Source organism: Stenotrophomonas sp. ZAC14D1_NAIMI4_1 (genome assembly GCF_003086775.1).
GTDB lineage: Bacteria > Pseudomonadota > Gammaproteobacteria > Xanthomonadales > Xanthomonadaceae > Stenotrophomonas.
Map to the genome: position 1 here is coordinate 324,132 of NZ_CP026001.1, position 17,363 is coordinate 341,494.

Annotated in this window: 16 protein-coding genes; 7 read left to right on the forward strand and 9 right to left on the reverse strand. The window is 64.6% G+C overall.

Features of this window, described 5'->3' with window-relative positions; genetic code table 11:
* Positions 1–109: 109 nt before the first annotated feature.
* Positions 110–331 (forward strand): CsbD family protein, encoded by a 222-nt coding sequence (locus C1927_RS01445; protein WP_079224919.1) that lies wholly within the window; start codon positions 110–112, stop codon positions 329–331.
* Positions 332–412: 81 nt separating this feature from the next.
* Here the strand turns inward: C1927_RS01445 and C1927_RS01450 are convergent, their stop codons facing one another.
* Positions 413–1,222 (reverse strand): hypothetical protein, encoded by an 810-nt coding sequence (locus tag C1927_RS01450; protein WP_079224921.1) that lies wholly within the window; start codon positions 1,220–1,222, stop codon positions 413–415.
* A 109-nt stretch (positions 1,223–1,331) separates the two neighbouring features.
* Between C1927_RS01450 and C1927_RS01455 the strand changes: the two genes are divergently transcribed.
* From C1927_RS01455 to C1927_RS01470, 4 genes are all read left to right on the forward strand, one after another.
* Positions 1,332–2,624 carry a tryptophan--tRNA ligase gene (locus C1927_RS01455; protein ID WP_108745746.1) on the forward strand — a complete coding sequence of 431 codons (1,293 nt, stop codon included), beginning with the start codon at positions 1,332–1,334 and terminating at the stop codon, positions 2,622–2,624.
* A gap of 124 nt (positions 2,625–2,748) precedes the next feature.
* On the forward strand, positions 2,749–3,045 hold the full coding sequence (locus C1927_RS01460; RefSeq protein WP_108747745.1) for a hypothetical protein: 297 nt from the start codon (positions 2,749–2,751) through the stop codon (positions 3,043–3,045).
* 205 nt (positions 3,046–3,250) lie between these two features.
* A complete protein-coding gene (locus tag C1927_RS01465; RefSeq protein WP_108745747.1) occupies positions 3,251–4,183 on the forward strand; it encodes an MBL fold metallo-hydrolase in 933 nt (310 codons plus the stop codon).
* An 81-nt stretch (positions 4,184–4,264) separates the two neighbouring features.
* Entirely contained in the window at positions 4,265–5,917 is a 1,653-nt protein-coding gene (locus C1927_RS01470) for a M28 family metallopeptidase (RefSeq protein ID WP_108745748.1), read from the forward strand.
* 170 nt (positions 5,918–6,087) lie between these two features.
* Here C1927_RS01470 and C1927_RS01475 read toward each other — a convergent pair whose 3' ends face one another.
* From C1927_RS01475 to C1927_RS21575, 7 genes are all read right to left on the reverse strand, one after another.
* Positions 6,088–6,423: a hypothetical protein gene (locus C1927_RS01475; protein WP_254051578.1), complete on the reverse strand. Its 336-nt coding sequence runs from the start codon at positions 6,421–6,423 to the stop codon at positions 6,088–6,090.
* A 31-nt stretch (positions 6,424–6,454) separates the two neighbouring features.
* Complete coding sequence (locus C1927_RS01480) at positions 6,455–7,789, reverse strand: MFS transporter (RefSeq protein WP_079224927.1); 1,335 nt, start codon at positions 7,787–7,789, stop codon at positions 6,455–6,457.
* Between the two features lie 222 nt (positions 7,790–8,011).
* On the reverse strand, positions 8,012–9,133 hold the full coding sequence (locus C1927_RS01485) for an ABC transporter permease (protein WP_254051525.1): 1,122 nt from the start codon (positions 9,131–9,133) through the stop codon (positions 8,012–8,014).
* Positions 9,130–9,867: an ATP-binding cassette domain-containing protein gene (locus C1927_RS01490; protein WP_108745751.1), complete on the reverse strand. Its 738-nt coding sequence runs from the start codon at positions 9,865–9,867 to the stop codon at positions 9,130–9,132. The genes C1927_RS01485 and C1927_RS01490 overlap by 4 nt, the downstream gene beginning before the upstream one ends.
* Complete coding sequence (locus tag C1927_RS01495) at positions 9,854–10,780, reverse strand: transposase (RefSeq protein WP_108745752.1); 927 nt, start codon at positions 10,778–10,780, stop codon at positions 9,854–9,856. The genes C1927_RS01490 and C1927_RS01495 overlap by 14 nt, the downstream gene beginning before the upstream one ends.
* 7 nt (positions 10,781–10,787) lie before the next feature.
* Complete coding sequence (locus tag C1927_RS01500) at positions 10,788–11,720, reverse strand: HEAT repeat domain-containing protein (protein ID WP_254051526.1); 933 nt, start codon at positions 11,718–11,720, stop codon at positions 10,788–10,790.
* Positions 11,721–11,787: 67 nt separating this feature from the next.
* Complete coding sequence (locus C1927_RS21575; RefSeq protein WP_159095035.1) at positions 11,788–11,931, reverse strand: hypothetical protein; 144 nt, start codon at positions 11,929–11,931, stop codon at positions 11,788–11,790.
* A 424-nt stretch (positions 11,932–12,355) separates the two neighbouring features.
* On the opposite strand from C1927_RS21575, the gene yedA reads away from it, so the two are divergent.
* A complete protein-coding gene (gene yedA / locus C1927_RS01505; RefSeq protein WP_108745753.1) occupies positions 12,356–13,261 on the forward strand; it encodes a drug/metabolite exporter YedA in 906 nt (301 codons plus the stop codon).
* Positions 13,258–14,157: an EamA family transporter RarD gene (gene rarD, locus C1927_RS01510; RefSeq protein ID WP_079224929.1), complete on the forward strand. Its 900-nt coding sequence runs from the start codon at positions 13,258–13,260 to the stop codon at positions 14,155–14,157. Before yedA ends, rarD begins: the two co-directional genes overlap by 4 nt.
* 116 nt (positions 14,158–14,273) lie before the next feature.
* Here rarD and C1927_RS01515 read toward each other — a convergent pair whose 3' ends face one another.
* Positions 14,274–17,099 (reverse strand): TonB-dependent receptor, encoded by a 2,826-nt coding sequence (locus C1927_RS01515; RefSeq protein ID WP_108745754.1) that lies wholly within the window; start codon positions 17,097–17,099, stop codon positions 14,274–14,276.
* Between the last annotated feature and the right edge of the window lie 264 nt (positions 17,100–17,363).

The following is a 17,363-nucleotide window of genomic DNA, read 5'->3' on the forward strand; positions in this document are numbered from 1 at the left end:
CATTCAAGCAGGTGAGCATGCTTTTCATTGCGGGTTGACCGTTGGCCAACAGCCGATGCGCGAAGCTGGAACCACGGTAAGAACGCCGTTGCAACCAAGGGTTCCAGCAATGAACAAAGACATCATTTCCGGCAAGTGGTCGCAGCTCAAGGGCAAGGCACAGGCCAAGTGGGGCGATCTGACCAACGACGATTTCGATGTGGCCGAGGGCAACGCCGAGTATCTGGCCGGCCGTCTGCAGGAACGCTATGGCTGGGCCAAGGACCGCGCGGAGAAGGAAGTGCACGAGTTCTCCGACAGCGTCCGCAAGGATTATCCGGACTTCAAGTAAAGGTCCGTCGCGCTTCCCCCACAGCGCGCCCCCACAGCCCGGCGCCCGTACCGTGATGGTGCGGGCGTCGTGCTGTCTGCCTCAGCGCGAGGGCGGGTCGGGCACGTAACGGTTGGGGAAGGCCTGCGGTTCGCGTGGCAGGCGCGAGGGCGAATCCAGCACGATGCCGCGTGCGCGCAGGTTGCGTGCGCTGTCGTAGCGCAGTTCGCTGACGTAGGACGGATCGCGGCTGGCGCGGTCGAAGGTGGTGTCGCGCACCTGCGAGGTCTCGCGGTCGCCGTGGCCGGTGCCCAGTGCCGGTGCCTGCGACTTGGCCGCGTAGCCTTCGGCACGGCTGGCACGGGCGCTGCTGTCGGCGGCTGCAGAGGCTTCAGCCATGGGTGCGGGCGACGCCGGCCGGCGCAGGATGGGGCGCGGCTCCGGCCGCCACTGGGTGCGCTCGTTGAACACCGCGATACCGATCACGCCCACGTTGTCCGGCCGCCCGGTGCGGCTGGCATAGCTGTTGCCGGGGCTGCTGAACACGAACTGGGCCACCTCGTCCTGGCTCTTGCGCCAGCCGGTGATGTCCGCGCGCTGGCCGGGGTTGAGCACGTAGCCGGTCTGTGAGGGGTTGGCCTCCTCGCCGGAAATGGCGTTGATGCCATCCACCGACAACACCACCAGCACCCGGCGCGGGCTGTCGTTGTACAGGCGCACCGCATAGCGATGGCCACGATCGCCGGCCACCCAGCGCTGGCCGTCGGCCGGGTAGCTGCGCAGTTCGGTGCCGCGGTCGCGGTCGACCAGGGTCATGCGGACCGGGCCGTCCTGGGTGACCGGCGGCGGCAGCGGGGCCGGGCGGAAGCCGGCCAGGGGCAGGATCAGCAGCAGGGGCAGCAGGCGTTTCATCGGGCGTCTCCAGCGGGGTTGGGTGAACAAACGCGCCGCAGGCCCTGACGGGGTTGGTCACGGGCGCGGTAAACTGGCCCCGTTCATCGAAGGTTACCCCCACGCAGTCATGACGACCCGAGTCCTTACCGGTATCACCCCCTCCGGCACGCCCCACCTGGGCAACTACGTTGGCGCCATCCGTCCGGCCATTGCCGCCAGCCGCGCCCCGGACATCGAGAGCTTCTTCTTCCTGGCCGACCTGCACAGCCTGATCAAGTCGCAGGACCCGCAGCGCACCCAGCGCGCGACCCTGGAGATTGCCGCCAGCTGGCTGGCCTGTGGCCTGGACCCGGAACACGTGTGGTTCTACCGCCAGAGCGACATCCGCGAGACCACCGAGCTGATGTGGTTCCTCACCGCCATCGCCAGCAAGGGCATCCTCAACCGCGCGCATGCCTACAAGGCGGCGGTGGACAAGAACCGCGAAGAAGGCGTGGATGAAGATGCGGGCGTCAGCGCCGGCCTGTTCATGTACCCGGTGCTGATGGCCGCCGACATCCTCATCTTCAAGGCCAACCAGGTGCCGGTGGGCCGCGACCAGATCCAGCACATCGAAATGGCGCGCGATTTCGCCCAGCGCTTCAACCACGTGTACGGCAAGGAGTACTTCCCGCTGCCGGACGTGGTGATCGACGAGCAGGTGGCGACGCTGGCCGGCCTGGACGGCCGCAAGATGAGCAAGAGCTACCACAACACCATTCCGCTGTTCGTGCCGCGCGAGGAGCTGAAGAAGCTGGTGTTCTCGATCCTTACCGATTCGCGCGCACCGGGCGAGCCGAAGGACACCGAGGGCTCGGCGCTGTTCCAGATGTACCAGGCCTTCGCCACCCCGGAACAGACCGCTGAATTTGCCAAGGCGTTCGCCGCCGGTATCAGCTGGGGCGATGCCAAGCAGCAGCTGTTCGAGCGCATCGACGGCGAGCTGTCGCCGCTGCGCGAGCGCTACAACGCGCTGATGGCCGAGCCGGAAAAGATCGAAGCGCTGCTCAAGCGCCGTGGCCAGCAGCTGCGCGAGCAGCTGGCGGCACCGCTGCTGGAAGAGCTGCGCCATGCGGTGGGCCTGCGTGACCTGTCCAGCGCCGGCGACATCGCCAGCGAGGACGCCGGCGTGGCCCGCGTGGCACCGCCGCTGTTCAAGCAGTACCGCGAAAAGGACGGCCTCTTCTACTTCAAGCTGACCGCCGGTGACGGCACGCTGCTGATCCAGAGCGAAGGCTTCGATTCGCCGCGCGATGCCGGCCAGCTGATTGCCGTGATCAAGCAGGCCGAGCAGGGCGACCAGCTGCAGAGCGAGCTGTTCAAGCTGGAAGCCGAAGTGGATGCCGTGCTGGCCGCGCTGGCAGTGCTGCGCGCCGAATGACGGGTAGTGCCGGCCGCTGGCCGGCAACCGCACGGGACATGCCGGCCAGCGGCCGGCACCACCACGGCATTGCACCCATGGCATGATGGCCGCGCGCCCCCGGCGCGATGACATGGAGTCTGCGATGGCCTGGTTGTCGCTGCTGCTGTTCCTGCCCTGGTTCCTGCTGCTGGGCAGCCTGTACTGGCTGTTCCCGCGCCAGCCGCGCACCGCGCGGCGGCGCCTGTTCGATACCACCACCCTGGTGCTGGCCTTCGCCCTGAGCATCGGCTCGATGCTGTGGGGCTATCACATCGGCCGCGTGCAGCCCCGCGCCGGACCGATCTGGCCGCAGGTGCTGGCCGTGTTGTATGCCTATGGCGCGTTCCTGGCGGTGCTGGTGCTGGCGTTGCTGCTGCGGCCACGCTGGCTGGAACGGTAGAGTCGACCGTTGGTCGACTGCTCTCCTGTCGGGCATCGCCAAATTCCGCGCTGCGCGCGAAGTCGACTGACAGTCGACTCTACCCGCCGCCGACCCGTCCACAACCGGCCAGCGGCCGGCACTACCCGACCAAAGCCGCATCGAACCGGGCCCGCGCTGGCGCCTACCATGGGGGTCTGTTCCTGATCCTGCCAGGTGCGTGCCGATGACCGCCGATCCCAGCATCCACACCATCGATACCGGCTTCCAGCGTCCCGACTTCGACGCCGCCTACCTCATCGTCGAAAACGGCCGTGCGGCGTTCGTCGACTGCGGCACCGGCCTGTCCGTGCCGGCCATGCTGCAGGCGCTGGCCGATGCCGGGCTGGGCGTGGAGGCGGTGGATTGGCTGCTGCTGACCCACGTGCACCTGGACCACGCCGGTGGTGCGGGCCTGCTGATGCAGCAGCTGCCCAATGCCAAGGCCGTGCTGCACCCCCGCGGTGCGCCGCACATGATCGACCCGACCCGGCTGATTGCCGGTGCCACCGCCGTCTATGGCGCCGAGGAAATCGCCCGCAGCTACGGCCGCATCGAAGCGATTCCCGAGGCCCGCGTGGTGGTGGCCGATGACGGCCACCGCATCGACCTGGCGGGCCGCGAGCTGTTGCTGCTGCACACCCCGGGCCACGCGCAGCACCACTACTGCGTGTGGGATGCACGCAGCCGCAGCTGGTTCACCGGCGATACGTTCGGCATTTCCTACCGCGAGCTGGACAGCGCGCAGGGCGCCTTCATCTTCCCCACCTCCTCGCCGGTGCAGTTCGACCCGGAGGCGATGAAGGCCTCGATCCAGCGCATGCTGGGCTACGGCCCGCAGGCGATGTACCTGACTCACTACGGCCGCGTGCAGCAGGTCGAAAAGCTGGCCGGCGACCTGTTCGAGCAGATCGATGCGATGGCGGCGATCGGCCGCCAGTGCGATGGCCGCGCCGACCGCCACCGCTGCCTGCTGGCCGCGCTGCAGGCGCTGTACCTGGAACGCGCGCAGCAGCACGGCTGCGCACTGGACCAGGCCGCGGTGGCCGAGGTGCTGGCGATGGACATCGAGCTCAACGCGCAGGGCCTGGCGTGCTGGCTGGACCGCGCACGACGCTGACCGGCACGGCTGCGCCGTGGTGTCACGACCACGTTACACTCTGGTGACTCCCCTTCCTGCCGTGGTATTGCCGTGAATCCGATGCGCGTGTTGCTGCTGTCGTCCTGCCTCTTCGTCGGGGGCCTGGCCCATGCGGCCAACGACCTGCCCGGCGGCGGCATCGATCCGCAGGCACTGTCGCGCCACGTGCGGGTGCTGGCCTCGGACGAGTTCGAGGGCCGCGCACCGGCCAGCGCAGGCGAAGAACGCACCGTGCAGTACCTCATCGAGCAGTTCCGCAGCTACGGCCTGCAGCCCGGTGGTGCCGATGGCAGCTGGGTGCAGCCGGTGCCGCTGGTGCGTGCGCAGCTGGATGGCCCGGCCAAGGCCAGCCTGCAGCTGAAGAAGGGCAAGCGCACGCTGGCCAACGGCGTGGACGTGACGCTGCAGAGCCTGCAGCCGCGCAAGCGCGTGCAGATCAACAACGCGCCGCTGGTGTTCGTCGGCTACGGCATCGATGCACCCGAGCGCCAGTGGAACGATTACAAGGACGTGGACCTGCACGGCAAGATCGCCGTGGTGCTGATCAACGACGCTGATTTCGAAGCCGATGCACCGGGCGCGTTCGACGGCAAGGCAGTGACCTACTACGGCCGCTGGACCTACAAGTTCGAGGAAGCCGCACGCCGCGGCGCCGAGGGCGTGCTGATCGTGCACGAGACCGCGCCGGCCGCCTACGGCTGGGCCACGGTGAAGAGCTCGGGCACCTCGCCGCTGTTCGACATCGAACGCGGCCAGGCCGAAGCGATGGCCCAGCACACGCCGCTGCGTGGCTGGATGCAGCGCGAACTGGCCGAGGCGATCTTCGCCGACGCGGGCCTGGATTTCGACGCCGAGAAGCGCAAGGCCATGCAGGCCGATTTCCGCCCGGTGGTGCTGGACAACGCGAAGCTGAGCGTGGATTTCGCACTGAAGCGCGAGCAGGTGGTGACCCGCAACGTGGTGGCCAAGCTGCCCGGTGGCGAGCATGGCGATGAGGCCGTGATCTTCTCGGCGCACTGGGATGCCTTCGGTATCGGCCAGCCCGATGCCAAGGGTGACCGCATCCGCCACGGGGCCATCGACAACGCCACCGGCGTGGCCACCGTGCTGGAACTGGGCCGCGTGTTCGCGGCCGGCCCGCAGCCGCAGCGCAGCCTGTACTTCGTGGCCCTGACTGCGGAGGAGAAGGGCCTGCTGGGTGCAAGCTACTACGCCGCGCACCCGCTGGCGCCGCTGGAAAAGACCGCCGCCGTGCTGAACATCGAAATGTTCAGCCCGGACGGTGCGACGCGTGACATCGCGTCGTGGGGCAAGGGCCGGGTGTCGCTGGAAGGCGACCTGGAACGCGTGGCCAAGGCCCGTGGCCGCAGCTACAGCCCCGACCCGAACCTGGAAGCGGGCTTCTTCTACCGCGCCGACCACTTCGCCTTCGCCCGCCTGGGCGTGCCGGCCATCACCATCGGCCCGGGCCTGGACAAGCTGGACGGCGGCGTCGAGGCCGGCCGCGCGCTGCGCGAGAAGTACTTCGCCGACTGCTACCACCAGGCCTGCGATGCCTGGACCCCGAGCTGGGACCCGGCTGGCCACGCTGCCGACACCCTGCTGGTCTACGACCTGGGCGCCGAGCTGGCCAACAGCCGCCGCTGGCCGCAGTGGGAGAAGGCGTCGGAATTCCACGGTGCCCGCGAGAAGAGCGACGCCGCCCGTCGTTGAGGGGGTAGTGCCGGCCGCTGGCCGGCAATCCGGTGCGACGACAGAGGTAGAGTCGACCGTTGGTCGACTACCCGCGCAGCGCGGGGTTCTTGGCAGCCTGATCGAAGAGCAGTCGACTAACAGTCGACTCTACCGGTCGCCGGTCGCCGGTTGCCGGCCAGCGGCCGGCACTACCGTCGCTGGCGCAACAGCCTCCACGCGCCCCAGCCGCTGGCAGCAAGCGCGGCCAGATAGCACGCCACCATCGTGCGCATGCCCATCGGGTGCAGTTGCCCGCCGCGCGGGTGGGTACTCATCGCCAGGGAGCTGTGGCCGCTGCCCAGGTCCACCGCCAGCTGCAGCGCCAGCGCGGCACCGAACACCAGCAATGCCACCCCGAAGCCGATGCGCGGCCACGCGGCCTGCGCACTGGGGCGGCGCAGCAGCCAGGCCACTGCCGTGGCTGCGGCCAGCACCACCGCCATCCACATCAGCGGTGACGCCGGAGACGCAGCAGCCACCGGCATTGCACCGGTGGCTGCCATCAACACAGCGCCCTTACTTGCGGGTGCCGTCGAGCCAGTTCGGGCCCTTGTTGGTGAGGAAGAAGACATAGACCACCAACGATACCGCGATCGTGGCGGTGACGTAGATGGCGAACCAGTCAACGTGGCCGGTCTTCAGCGCGCCCTGGTACAGCAGCGGCGCGGTGCCACCGAACAGCGAGTTGGCCAGCGCATAGCCCAGGCCCACGCCCAGCGCACGGATGTGGGTGGGGAACAGTTCGGCCTTCACCACCGCGTTGATGGAGGTGTAGCCGGTGAGGATGACAAAGCCCAGCGCCAGGGTGAGGAAGGCGAGGGTGGCATCGTGCTGGTGCGGCAGCTGGGTGATCAGGTACCAGCTGTACAGCACGCCGCCCACGCCGAAGAACACCAGCAGGCTCTTGCGGCCGATGATGTCCGACAGCCAGCCACCGATCGGCTGCAGCACCATCAGGAACGTCAGCACGCCCAGGTTGACCAGGGTGGCGGTCATCGGATCATCGGCGGCGAAGGCGCTCTGGATCATCTTCGGGCCGTTCACCGAGTAGGTGTAGAAGGCAATGGTGCCGCCGGCGGTGATCAGGAAGCACAGCAGCAGCGGGCGCCACTGGTGCACGAACAGCTCGTACATCGAGCCGGACTTCTTCGCCTTGCCTTCGCGTGCGGCCTCGATCGACGACTCTTCCATCGTCTCGTCCATGCCCCGGCGCAGCCAGAACACCACGACTGCGGCGATGCCACCGATGCCGAACGCGATGCGCCAGCCGAACTCGGAGATTTCCGGCTTGCCCCAGAAATTCAGCATCAGGAACAGCGTGAGCTGCGCCAGCACGTGGCCACCGACCAGGGTGACGTAGTGGAACGAGGACAGGAAGCCGCGGCGGCCGGGAATGGCAGCCTCGGACATGTAGGTGGCGCTGGCGCCGTACTCGCCGCCGGTGGCAAAGCCCTGCAGCAGGCGCGCGAACAGCAGGATGATCGCCGCCCAGATGCCGATGCTGGCCGCCGTGGGCGTGATGGCGATGAGGAAGGAGCAGACGGCCATCAGGGTGACCGACACGGTAAGCGCCAGGCGGCGGCCGTGGCGGTCGGCGAAGCGGCCGAAGAACCAGGCGCCGATCGGGCGCATCAGGAAGGTGGCGGCGAAGATCGCCCACACGTACATCGTGGAGTTCTTGTCTTCAGGCGAGAAGAACTGCGATTCGAAGTACACGGCGAACACCGAGTACACGTAGACGTCATACCACTCCACCAGGTTGCCGGCGGAGCCTTTGAGGGTATTGGAGATCGAGCGGCGCAGCGCGGCGCCGTCGGTGCTGGGGACAGCAGGTTGGGACGTGGTGCTCATCTGGGTGAGGATCCTCGATGCGGTGCTTCCATGCGGGAAAGATCGGTGCCAGGGGCGCGCGTGGGCGCTGCCAGCCAGCCTCCTAGGTACTGCATCCCACGTCAACGCCGGGTGCCGGAGGGGCGGGCAGGGCATGGGGACCGCACAGGGTGACAGCGTGAGGGGGAAGGGACCATAGCTAGATCGTCGTACGCGGTGGTCCCCATTTGTCACATGATCGACTCAATGAAGCGCTGAAGCCGAACCGTCGATCGGAGAAACGATGGCGTCTCTGAAGTTTCTCCTGGCCCAGGTCCTCAAAATGGCTGCACTCGCTGCCAGAAGTACCACCGACACCAGAAGCTGCCACTTCGGCACATCCACGTAGAGCAGGCGGATCGGCATTGCCGCCATTGAAGTGAACGGAAAGAGCGACATGGCCTGCATGAATAGGCCCTCCGGGGCCTTTAGCCCGCCAAAGCCGATCATGATCATGGTCAAAGGAAAGGCTGCGAGGGTGTTGCGGAATGCTGAATGGGGTGACCGGATTGCGGTAGCGCACGCGGCAAAGAACCAGTTCCACAGCATCAGGCCCAGGAAACAGAATGCCAACAGGCCAACTACGAGGCCCCAACTCCGGCCGGAAATGTCTGCGAACATACTGGTCGATTCCGACATGAGCATCCAGGCAAAAGCCGCGTAAACGCCATAGATTGTGATCGTCTTCATTCCATGGCAGATCGACGCTGCAACTTTGCAGTCGAGCCAGAAGCCCGGCGGAGAGGCACTGAGGATCATTTCTGTCACATGAGCAAAGCGCTCACTGAGCAAGCCCTGAAACAACATGCCCAGGCAACCGAGAATGGCAAGTGTGGTCAGTACAACCATGCTGATCGAAATAGCGGTGAGTGATGAGTTCGGGAGAGCCGGTACTCCGAAGAGATCCACTACCCTGAGTGATGCCGGTGACTCAGCATGCCGCAGCTGGTCGGCGGAAACTCCGAGAGCCTGAAGCGAGTGCTGACGATGAAGCGAATCGAGGCTGTGTTGCAACTCCGCAATCCAGCCCGGCGCCTGTGCGATTCGGAGTACGTAGTCACCGGACTCCATCGATAGCGTTGGCTGTCCATTAGTGGCGGTATCGCCCTTGGTGTTGGCGAATTGGAAGCGTCCCTCATTCATTCCGGCCACCGGAGTTCCTCCGGCAGAAATCTGGATGGTGGTCGCGGCCTCCTTCGCCAGAATGGCGTCGCCTCCCAGTTTCACCAAAGCAATCACTGCCAGCAGGAGCAGACCAACCAGCTCGCCTCGAATATCCAGGTGCCGTCTGAACTCAAAGCCGCTGACCCTGGCGTAGTGGCTCATGCGCATGCTCTGTCCTCCCATGACGTCGATGCCTGTGACGGGGGATCGCCGGTGTCATCCCGGTGATGAGCGCCCGCGGGCAGATGAAGGTCCTCAGCTTTGGCAGGCTGGAGTTGCGCGTTCTTGAGCACCAGGATCCTTCCACAGAATCGCTGCAGAAGTTCAATGTGATGCGCTGAAAGGACCACCGCTGCGCCTTGACGCGCTGCGGCCGAGATCAGGTCGACGACCGCAACCTGATTGGCCGGATCCAGTCCTGAAAAAGGCTCATCCAGTACAAGTACCTTCGGTGAATGAAGCATGCAGGCTGCAACCTGAAGCTTCTGCAGGTTGCCCTTTGACAGGCTGGAAACCCGGTGTGAAGCACGATCTAGAAGCCCGATCTTGCCCAGCCAAAGGTCACGTGCGCGGACAGCATCCGACCTCGTCATGCCTCTCATGGCAGACCAGAACTCCAGTGACCGGCCAACGGTAACCTCGGGGAACAGGCTCCGGGACTCTGGAAGATAGCCGATGTCACACCATGGCGCCCGCGCTCCGTTTTCACTCCCAGCAACTGAGACGACGCCGGAATCGGCCGGGATGAGGTTGCAGAGGACGCGGAACAGCGTCGTCTTGCCGACACCATTGGCCCCTATGATTCCGACGATTTGTCCAGCATCGACCTGCATTTCCAGGCCATGCAGGACTACGCGTGATCCGTAATTTTTGCAAAGGCGTTCAGCGTGCAGCATCTGAGGCTCCCTTCTCAATTCTCTCGGCAATTTGACGAGCCCTAGATTGCATGAAACGGCTGTGACGGTTCTCCACCATTGCGATCAACTGCATTGATGCCTCATGGCTGCGAGAATTTGCGACCAGTGCCTCCAAGGCAGCCATACGTACACGCTCCATTGGATGACATCGGAACACGTCTCTCAGCAGCTGCTGCGCCTCTCCATCCGCATCTCCGGCGGCAATCATGAACAGGGCGGATGCATTGGACCGATTGATGATCTGTGAGATCGTCCCTGTGCCAGGTTCAAATTCATACTGATCCATGGTTACGCTTCTCAGGGAGTGCTCCATGATGTTGATGCTCACAGAAAACTCATCGGGTGCCATTTGCTGGTGTACATCCCTGAATGCCCTGTACAGAAGCACATTTCCCTTTTTCAACCGCGAGCGTTCGGTGAAGCGAAGATCCACGTTCTCGCCAGGAATTCCAGCCACCGAGGCGTAGTCGTACTCAAAGTAGTCGCTTTCGTATCCAGGTCCCTGGTAGCCAACCGTCAGAAAGTTGAAATTGTGATCATGCGGAACACCGTAGAAGAACGCCTGGGGGCCGCTCGCAGCAAGAATTTCGTCATTCTTCCCGGGCCAGAAGCACGCACGAATGAAGTAGCTCTGACCTGAAGACTGGGGGGCGTGAAGCATGATGACCTGTGGTGTGTAGTCGTTGTCGACCTGGATTTCCTTCGAATCCTTGAGCTCGGCGCAAATGGCATCGCTGAGAAATGTGCGGTTGTTTCCAAGCCTCTTGAGCATGGGGGCCACCGCCATCATCGAGTGTTGGTCACGTGGATCGAATGACGATTGATCGAGGTGCTCCACAAGATCTGTCAGCGTGATCGAATCTGTAGACGGGTCTAATATCTGGATGGGCATGGAATTTTCATCCTTGTTCCATTGAACGGGCCGCGAGGCTTCTTATCTCATCACTCGGATCGCCTTCTCTCATCTCCGACAGGCGAGTAGATGCTGATTTGGGGTCGACCTGGTAAAGCGCCCGGAGGGCATTCCAGCGCACGAACGTCGTCGGATGGTGGGATAAATCAAGAAGCGAACTTGCAGCTCCGCTACCCCCTAGCTGGGCAAGTGCCGTAGCGATGAGCTGGAGGCGGGAGTCAGTGATACTGGCTGCTGTGCAGCCGACCAGTTGGCTGGTCCTGAGGGAGAAGTGCTTGGTTGCTTCACATCTCGGCTGCGCGGCGAGGCAAATGATCATCGACGTGGGCGCATCTCCTTTAAGCAGGCGCATTCCCTGTCTACCACCCTCTAGAAACACGAAATCTCCTGATTGGGAGTTCCCGCTGGAGGGAGGGCCAAGTGCTGGCGCCGCTGCATCGTCGCACTCAACGGAGAATGTCTGGTGGCTGACATGCTCTGTCTGCGCGAACAGCACCAGAGAGTCCATCCCGATGATCGTGATCCCTGTCTCGGTGTCACCCTCTGGAGCTGCAATGAGCTGACGTGGCGGCCTGTGCATGTAGTGAATCTGCACGTGCTCGTCCTTGTAGACGACCATCCCCGCTAGAGGTTGCTTGACGAAGAACCGCCCGGGCGTTGTGTAGAGCGCGCTCTCAAGATGGTTCTGGCACTCTCTGCCGAAGTGCTGCTTCAAAGTCGGCAGATCGAACTCCCGACAGATGGATAGCATCAACTTACGATTCATCGCGACGGTGCCGTCGCCGCGGATACATTTGCTCCAGCCACGAATTCGATTCGCTTGGCCTGTCGCTTCAAGTGCGCTGAGGAGTGAGGTATTCCTTCCATGAGCAGTCTTCAGTTTCTGAAGCTGGGAAGGATCATCAGCCAGGTCAAGCATTTGCCTCGGACGTTCCATGCCGCCTCCAGTGCGGTGGGCCGGGAATCCGGCCCGCCGCCGATTTACTTCAAATCGGGTGAATGCCACGATTGATCAGGATGCCGACGACGACGCCAACTGCTGCGCAGCCAGCTCCCGTTGTCTCGATCAGGATGCATGAGCCATGCATGCCAACCGGGTGCTGTTGCCTCGGAAGTGCGGTGGGTTTCATGTCTATATTCCTCATACGGGGAGAACGGCGATGACGATTGCGACTGCAATCGTTACTGGTTCAATCGGCGAGCAGAGCATTGAAGTGCCAGCCAAACCCACGGCTGGGGTGAGGGGGAGCGGAATGCCATCCATTGGTTTCTCCTTACAGATCGGTGGCCCAACTCATGTTGGGCAGATCCGTTTTCAATGATCGCGAAGAAGGTTTTTATGACCTGGATCTCAGTTGCTGGAGCTCCGATAGAAAGCGTCATGCTTCGCTTGTGAATTCCGTACTCAGGGGAAGATCTCGCTCGGGTTTTAGCCCATGCGTGATGCCAGAAACTCTGATTGGGCCGTCGGCTTACGAGCTCACTTCCAGAACCGGGGTGATTTCCGTCACCCGAACCTTCTAGAATCCGTTTTCCCCTGCCTGCTGGTGCGTCATGTCGGCTTCCCCTGTTCCTTCTGCGGCTGCCCCCCGGGGTGGCCTTGTCGCGCTGGCGCTGCTGCTGGTCTACGTGGTCTGGGGCTCGACCTACCTGGGCATCGCCAAGGCCCTGCACGGCGGCGCGCTGCCGCTCACGATGGTGTCCGGCAGCCGCTTCATCATTGCCGGCGGCCTGATGTACCTGGCCCTGCGCCTGTTCTGGAAGATGCCGCGTCCGACCCTGCGGCAGTGGCGCAACCTGGTCATCATGGGCGTGACCATGCTGGTGCTGGGCAACGGCATGGTGGTGCTGGCAGAGCGCGAGGTCTCTTCAGGCCTGGCGGCCACGGCGGTGGCCTCGGTACCGCTGTGGATGGCGCTGTTCTCGGCGCTGCGCGGCCAGCACGCCAGCCGTGGTGAATGGCTGGGCATCGCGGTGGGCTTCATCGGCGTGGTCTGGCTCAACGCTGGCAGCAGTCTGACCGCCTCGCCGACCGGGCTGGTGCTGCTGCTGATCGCGCCGATCGGCTGGGCCTTCGGCTCGGTGTGGGCGCGCGGGCTGGATCTGCCCGGCCCGTTCATGACCGCCGCCGGGCAGATGATCTGCGGCGGCGTGCTGCTGGTGCTGATCGGCCTGGCGGTGGGCGAGCGCCCGACCACGCTGCCCGATACCAGCGGCCTGCTGGCCATGGCTTACCTGTGTGTCTTTGGTTCCATCGTGGCCTTCACCGCGTACGTCTGGTTGCTGCACAACGTGCGCCCGGCGCTGGCCGGCAGCTATGCGTACGTGAACCCGGTGATTGCGGTGCTGCTGGGTGCGGCACTGAACGGTGAGCATTTCGGCTGGCGCGACTTCCTGGCCATGGCGGTGATCCTGCTGGGCGTGGTGGTGCTGACCATGGCGCGGACCTGGAAGAAATGAGCATGGACGAGAAAGAACAACGCCGCGGGTTGCTGGTCACCGCCTCCACCTTCGTGCTGTGGGGGCTGGTGCCGGTGTACTGGCACCTGCTCAACGAGGTGCCCTCGTTCCAGATCATCGCCCACCGCATCATCTGGTCCACGGTGCTGGTGGTGGCATGGCTGCTGCTGAGCGCGCGCCTGGGCTGGTGGCAGAAGATCGCCGCGCAGCCACGCGCGCTGCCGATCCTGGCGGTATCCAGCCTGACCATCGCCTTCAACTGGGGCCTTTACATCTGGGCGGTCAACGCCGGGCATGTGATTGAAACCAGCCTGGGCTACTTCATCAATCCGCTGGTGAACGTGCTGCTGGGCGTGCTGGTGCTGAAGGAACGCCTGCGCCGCCTGCAGTGGGTGGCCGTGGCGATGGCCGCCGTGGGCGTGGCCTGGCTGACCATCGATGCCGGCACGCCGCCGTGGATCGCGCTGGGGCTGGCCTGCTCGTTCGGCCTGTACGGCCTGCTGCGCAAGCTGGTGTCGGTGGATCCGGTGGCCGGGCTGGGCGTGGAAAGCCTGTACCTGTTCCTGCCGGCGCTGGCGTTTGCGGTGTGGGCAGAGAACGGCCATGGCGGCGCGTTCTTCCATGGTTGGGGGTTGCGCAACGACCTGCTGCTGGTCTTCGGTGGCGTGGTCACCGCGGTGCCGCTGATCGGCTTCGCCTACGGGGTGAAGCGCATTCCGCTGTCGCTGGTCGGCATCCTGCAGTACATCGCGCCGAGCCTGCAGCTGCTGCTGGGCGTGTTCTTCTTCCACGAGGCATTCGACACCGGCAAGGCGATTGGTTTCGCGGTGATCTGGGCCGGGCTGGTGCTGTTCGTCGGCGAGAACGTGCGCGCGATGCGGGCGGCGAAGCGGTAATCGCGAAGGGATCCGACCCCGGTTCCGGCAAAAAAGAACGGCGCCCCGAGGGGCGCCGTTCTGCTTCCATCTCCGGCCAGGAGAGAGTTGGCCGGAACGGGAACGCGGGTGCAGGCTTAGAAGCGCTGCTGGTACTTCATGTACATGAAACGACCGATGTCGAAGCCGCCGTAGTAGACGAAGCTGCTGTTCGGCTGGCTGTACATGACCGGACCCTGGTGGTCGAACACGTTGTTCAGGCCCAGCGAAACGGTGCCATCCCACGGCAGGCTGTAACGCACCTGCAGGTCGTGGAAGGTGTTCGAGCCCACCTTGTTGGTCGGCGAGGCATCGGTGTAGGCCGAGCTGAAGCCCGGGATGTTGCACTCGTCCATGTAGGAGCACTTCTCCTTCATGCTGGAGTAGTAGCGCGCGGTCCAACCGATGCCCAGGTTGCCGTACTGCCAGTCCAGGTTGAAGGTCGAGCGCACGCGGAAGTTGCCGCCCCAGCTGGTCAGCTGCTCCACCGGCGTGGTGGTGGCGTTGTCGTTACGCTGCTCCAGGTAGTCGGTGTAGGTAGTGTTCCAGGTGACGGCGAACTTGCCGAACGCGGTTTCCGGCAGGCGGTAGCGCGCGCTGATGTCATAGCCGGCGGTTTCGCGGTAGCCGGCGTTGACCAGCGAGCGGTCCAGCCCGTTCACCTGGCCGTTGCTGCCGCGGGTGAAGCGGCCGCAGGCAGCGTCCGAACCCTGCACGTAGCACTGTTCCAGGATGTTGGTGGCCGACTCGCCGACGATGGCGTTGTCGATGCGGATCTTCCACCAGTCCAGGCTGACGTCCAGGCCCTGCACGAAGTCCGGGCTGTAGACCAGGCCCACGGTCCAGGTCTTGGCGGTTTCCGGCTTCAGGTCCGGGTTGGAACCCGAGCTGAAATCGGTGGTGGCCTGCTGGCCCGGCTTGCTGGCGACGGTGCCGTCGCTGTTGAGCTGGCGGAAGTTGGCCGGCACGTTCAGGGCCTTGCAGCGTGCAGCAACCGCAGCGCTGGTGGCGGCGGTGCCGAACGAGGTGTCGCACGGGTCGGTGAACGAGTCACGGCTGCTGACGGTGCCGCCGTACAGATCGTCCACGGTGGGCGCACGGAAGCCGGTGCCGTAGGTGGCGCGCACCAGCAGGCTGTCGATCGGCTTCCACTTCACGCCGAACTTGCTGTTGGTGGTGGAGCCGAAGTTGTTGTAATCCGAGTAGCGACCGGCCACGTCCAGCGACAGCTCACGGGCGAAGGCCATGTCGGCCAGCAGCGGCACCTGCAGTTCCAGGTAGACCTCGTTGAGCGAGTAGTCGCCCTGGGTCGGCTTGCCGCTGGTGCCGGCGATCTGGCCGTTCTGCACCATCAGGTCCGGGGTGTAGCGTGCTTCTTCGGTGCGGTGCTCGAAGCCCATCGCGGTCAGCAAGTCACCGGCCGGCAGGGTGAACAGCGAACCGGAGATGTTGGCGCTGGCCACCTTGGTGGTGGTCTGGCTCTTGTCCACGAAGCGGGCGAACAGGTAGTCCTGCACGTCCTGGTTGCTCAGCGAGCCCGGGCCGGTGTAACCCATCGGTGCAGCCGGGTTCCACGGCACGCAGCCGGCGATGATCGCATCGGTGGTACCGCAGTAGGCCACGCCATCCTTGATGAAGGACGGGCCGACGGCCTGGTTCACGTTCGGCTGGAACATGCTGCCCGTGCCGATGCGCTCGCCTTCATTGCGGTTGTAGGTGTAGTTGACGTTCCAGTCCCAGTAGCGCGAGCCGGTCTCGAAGCTGCCTTCCAGGCCCAGGCTGCCGCGCTTGGTTTCCAGGTTGTTCTCGGTGCCGCGCAGCAGTTCTTCGGTGCGGTGCGAGAACAGCACGTCCTGGCCCCACAGGTTGAACGCGCTGTCCTTGGACAGGGCGGCACGGGTGCCGTTGCGGGCCTGTGCGGCGGTGACCGAGTACGGGTAGCCGGCCAGGTGCTTGCTTGATTCGCGCTTGCTGTACAGCGCGTCGGCGACGATGCGCAGGTTGTCGTTGACCGAGAAGCCGCCGTTGGCGAACACCGAGGTGCGCTCCAGGCCGGTCAGCAGGCTCATGTTGGTCTTGGTGTTGGCACCGTCGGCCGGGTTCAGCGTGTGGAAGTTGGCTGCATCAGTCGGGTCGCCGCCCGGGCCGACCGTCACCGGCTTGCCGCCGACGGTGACGCTGCCCCACGGCGTGGTGCCGTTGAGGCCGTCGTTCGGGTGGCGCGGGCCGTTGACGTAGCGGCTGAACTCGCGCGCGCCGCCCATCACTTCGTCTTCCTTGGTGCGCTCGGCACCGACGCTGAACCAGCCGCGGTCGAAGGTCTTGCCAAAGGTGGCGCTGTAGGAGCGCTTCTGGCCGTCGCCTTCACCGTACTGGCCGACGTAGACGCTGGCTTCGCCACCGTCGAAGTTCTTGCGGGTGATGATGTTGACCACACCGGCGATGGCGTCCGAGCCGTACAGCGCCGAGGCACCGTCGGTCAGCACTTCCACGCGCTCGACGATGGCCGAGGGGATCGAGGCCAGGTCGGAGTAACCGCCGGCGCTGACGCCCATGCGGCGGCCGTCGATGAGCACCAGGCTGCGTTCCGGGCCCAGGTCGCGCAGGCTGACATACATGCCACCGAAGTCGCGCGAGGAGGTCAGCGAGGACGCGCGGCTCATGCTCGGCGAGCCGGCAGCGGTCACGTCCTGCAGGATGTCGGCGACGTTGACGTAGCCCTTCTTCTCGATGTCGGCGCGGTTGAGCGCGACCACCGGCTGGGCGGTCTCGACACTGGCCTGGCGGATGCGCGAGCCGGTGATTTCGATGCGGTCGAGGTTGGTGGTGTTGTCGCCCGCATCCTGTGCGAAGGCGGGGGTGGTGCAGCTGGCGGCCAGCGCGATGACGATCGCGTTGCGCAGCGGGGTGGTCTTCAGGGACATCCGTGAAATCTCGTGTTTCAGAAAAAAACATGCGCCCGTTCTGTGGGCGCGTGGGGTACTGCAAACCAACGTGGGGGGCGGGATTCTAGAGTGTTTTCATTCGTAACTGTTTGTCCCTGCGTGTTTCATCGCGTTGAAGATGAATCGCAACCAACAATCCACAGGATGGCTGTGCGCAGCGTCACGCGCGTGCTGTTTTCGATGCGCAGAGGCACCGATAACGGCCGCAATCGCATGATCTGTAATGCGCAGGGTGTGCGTGCG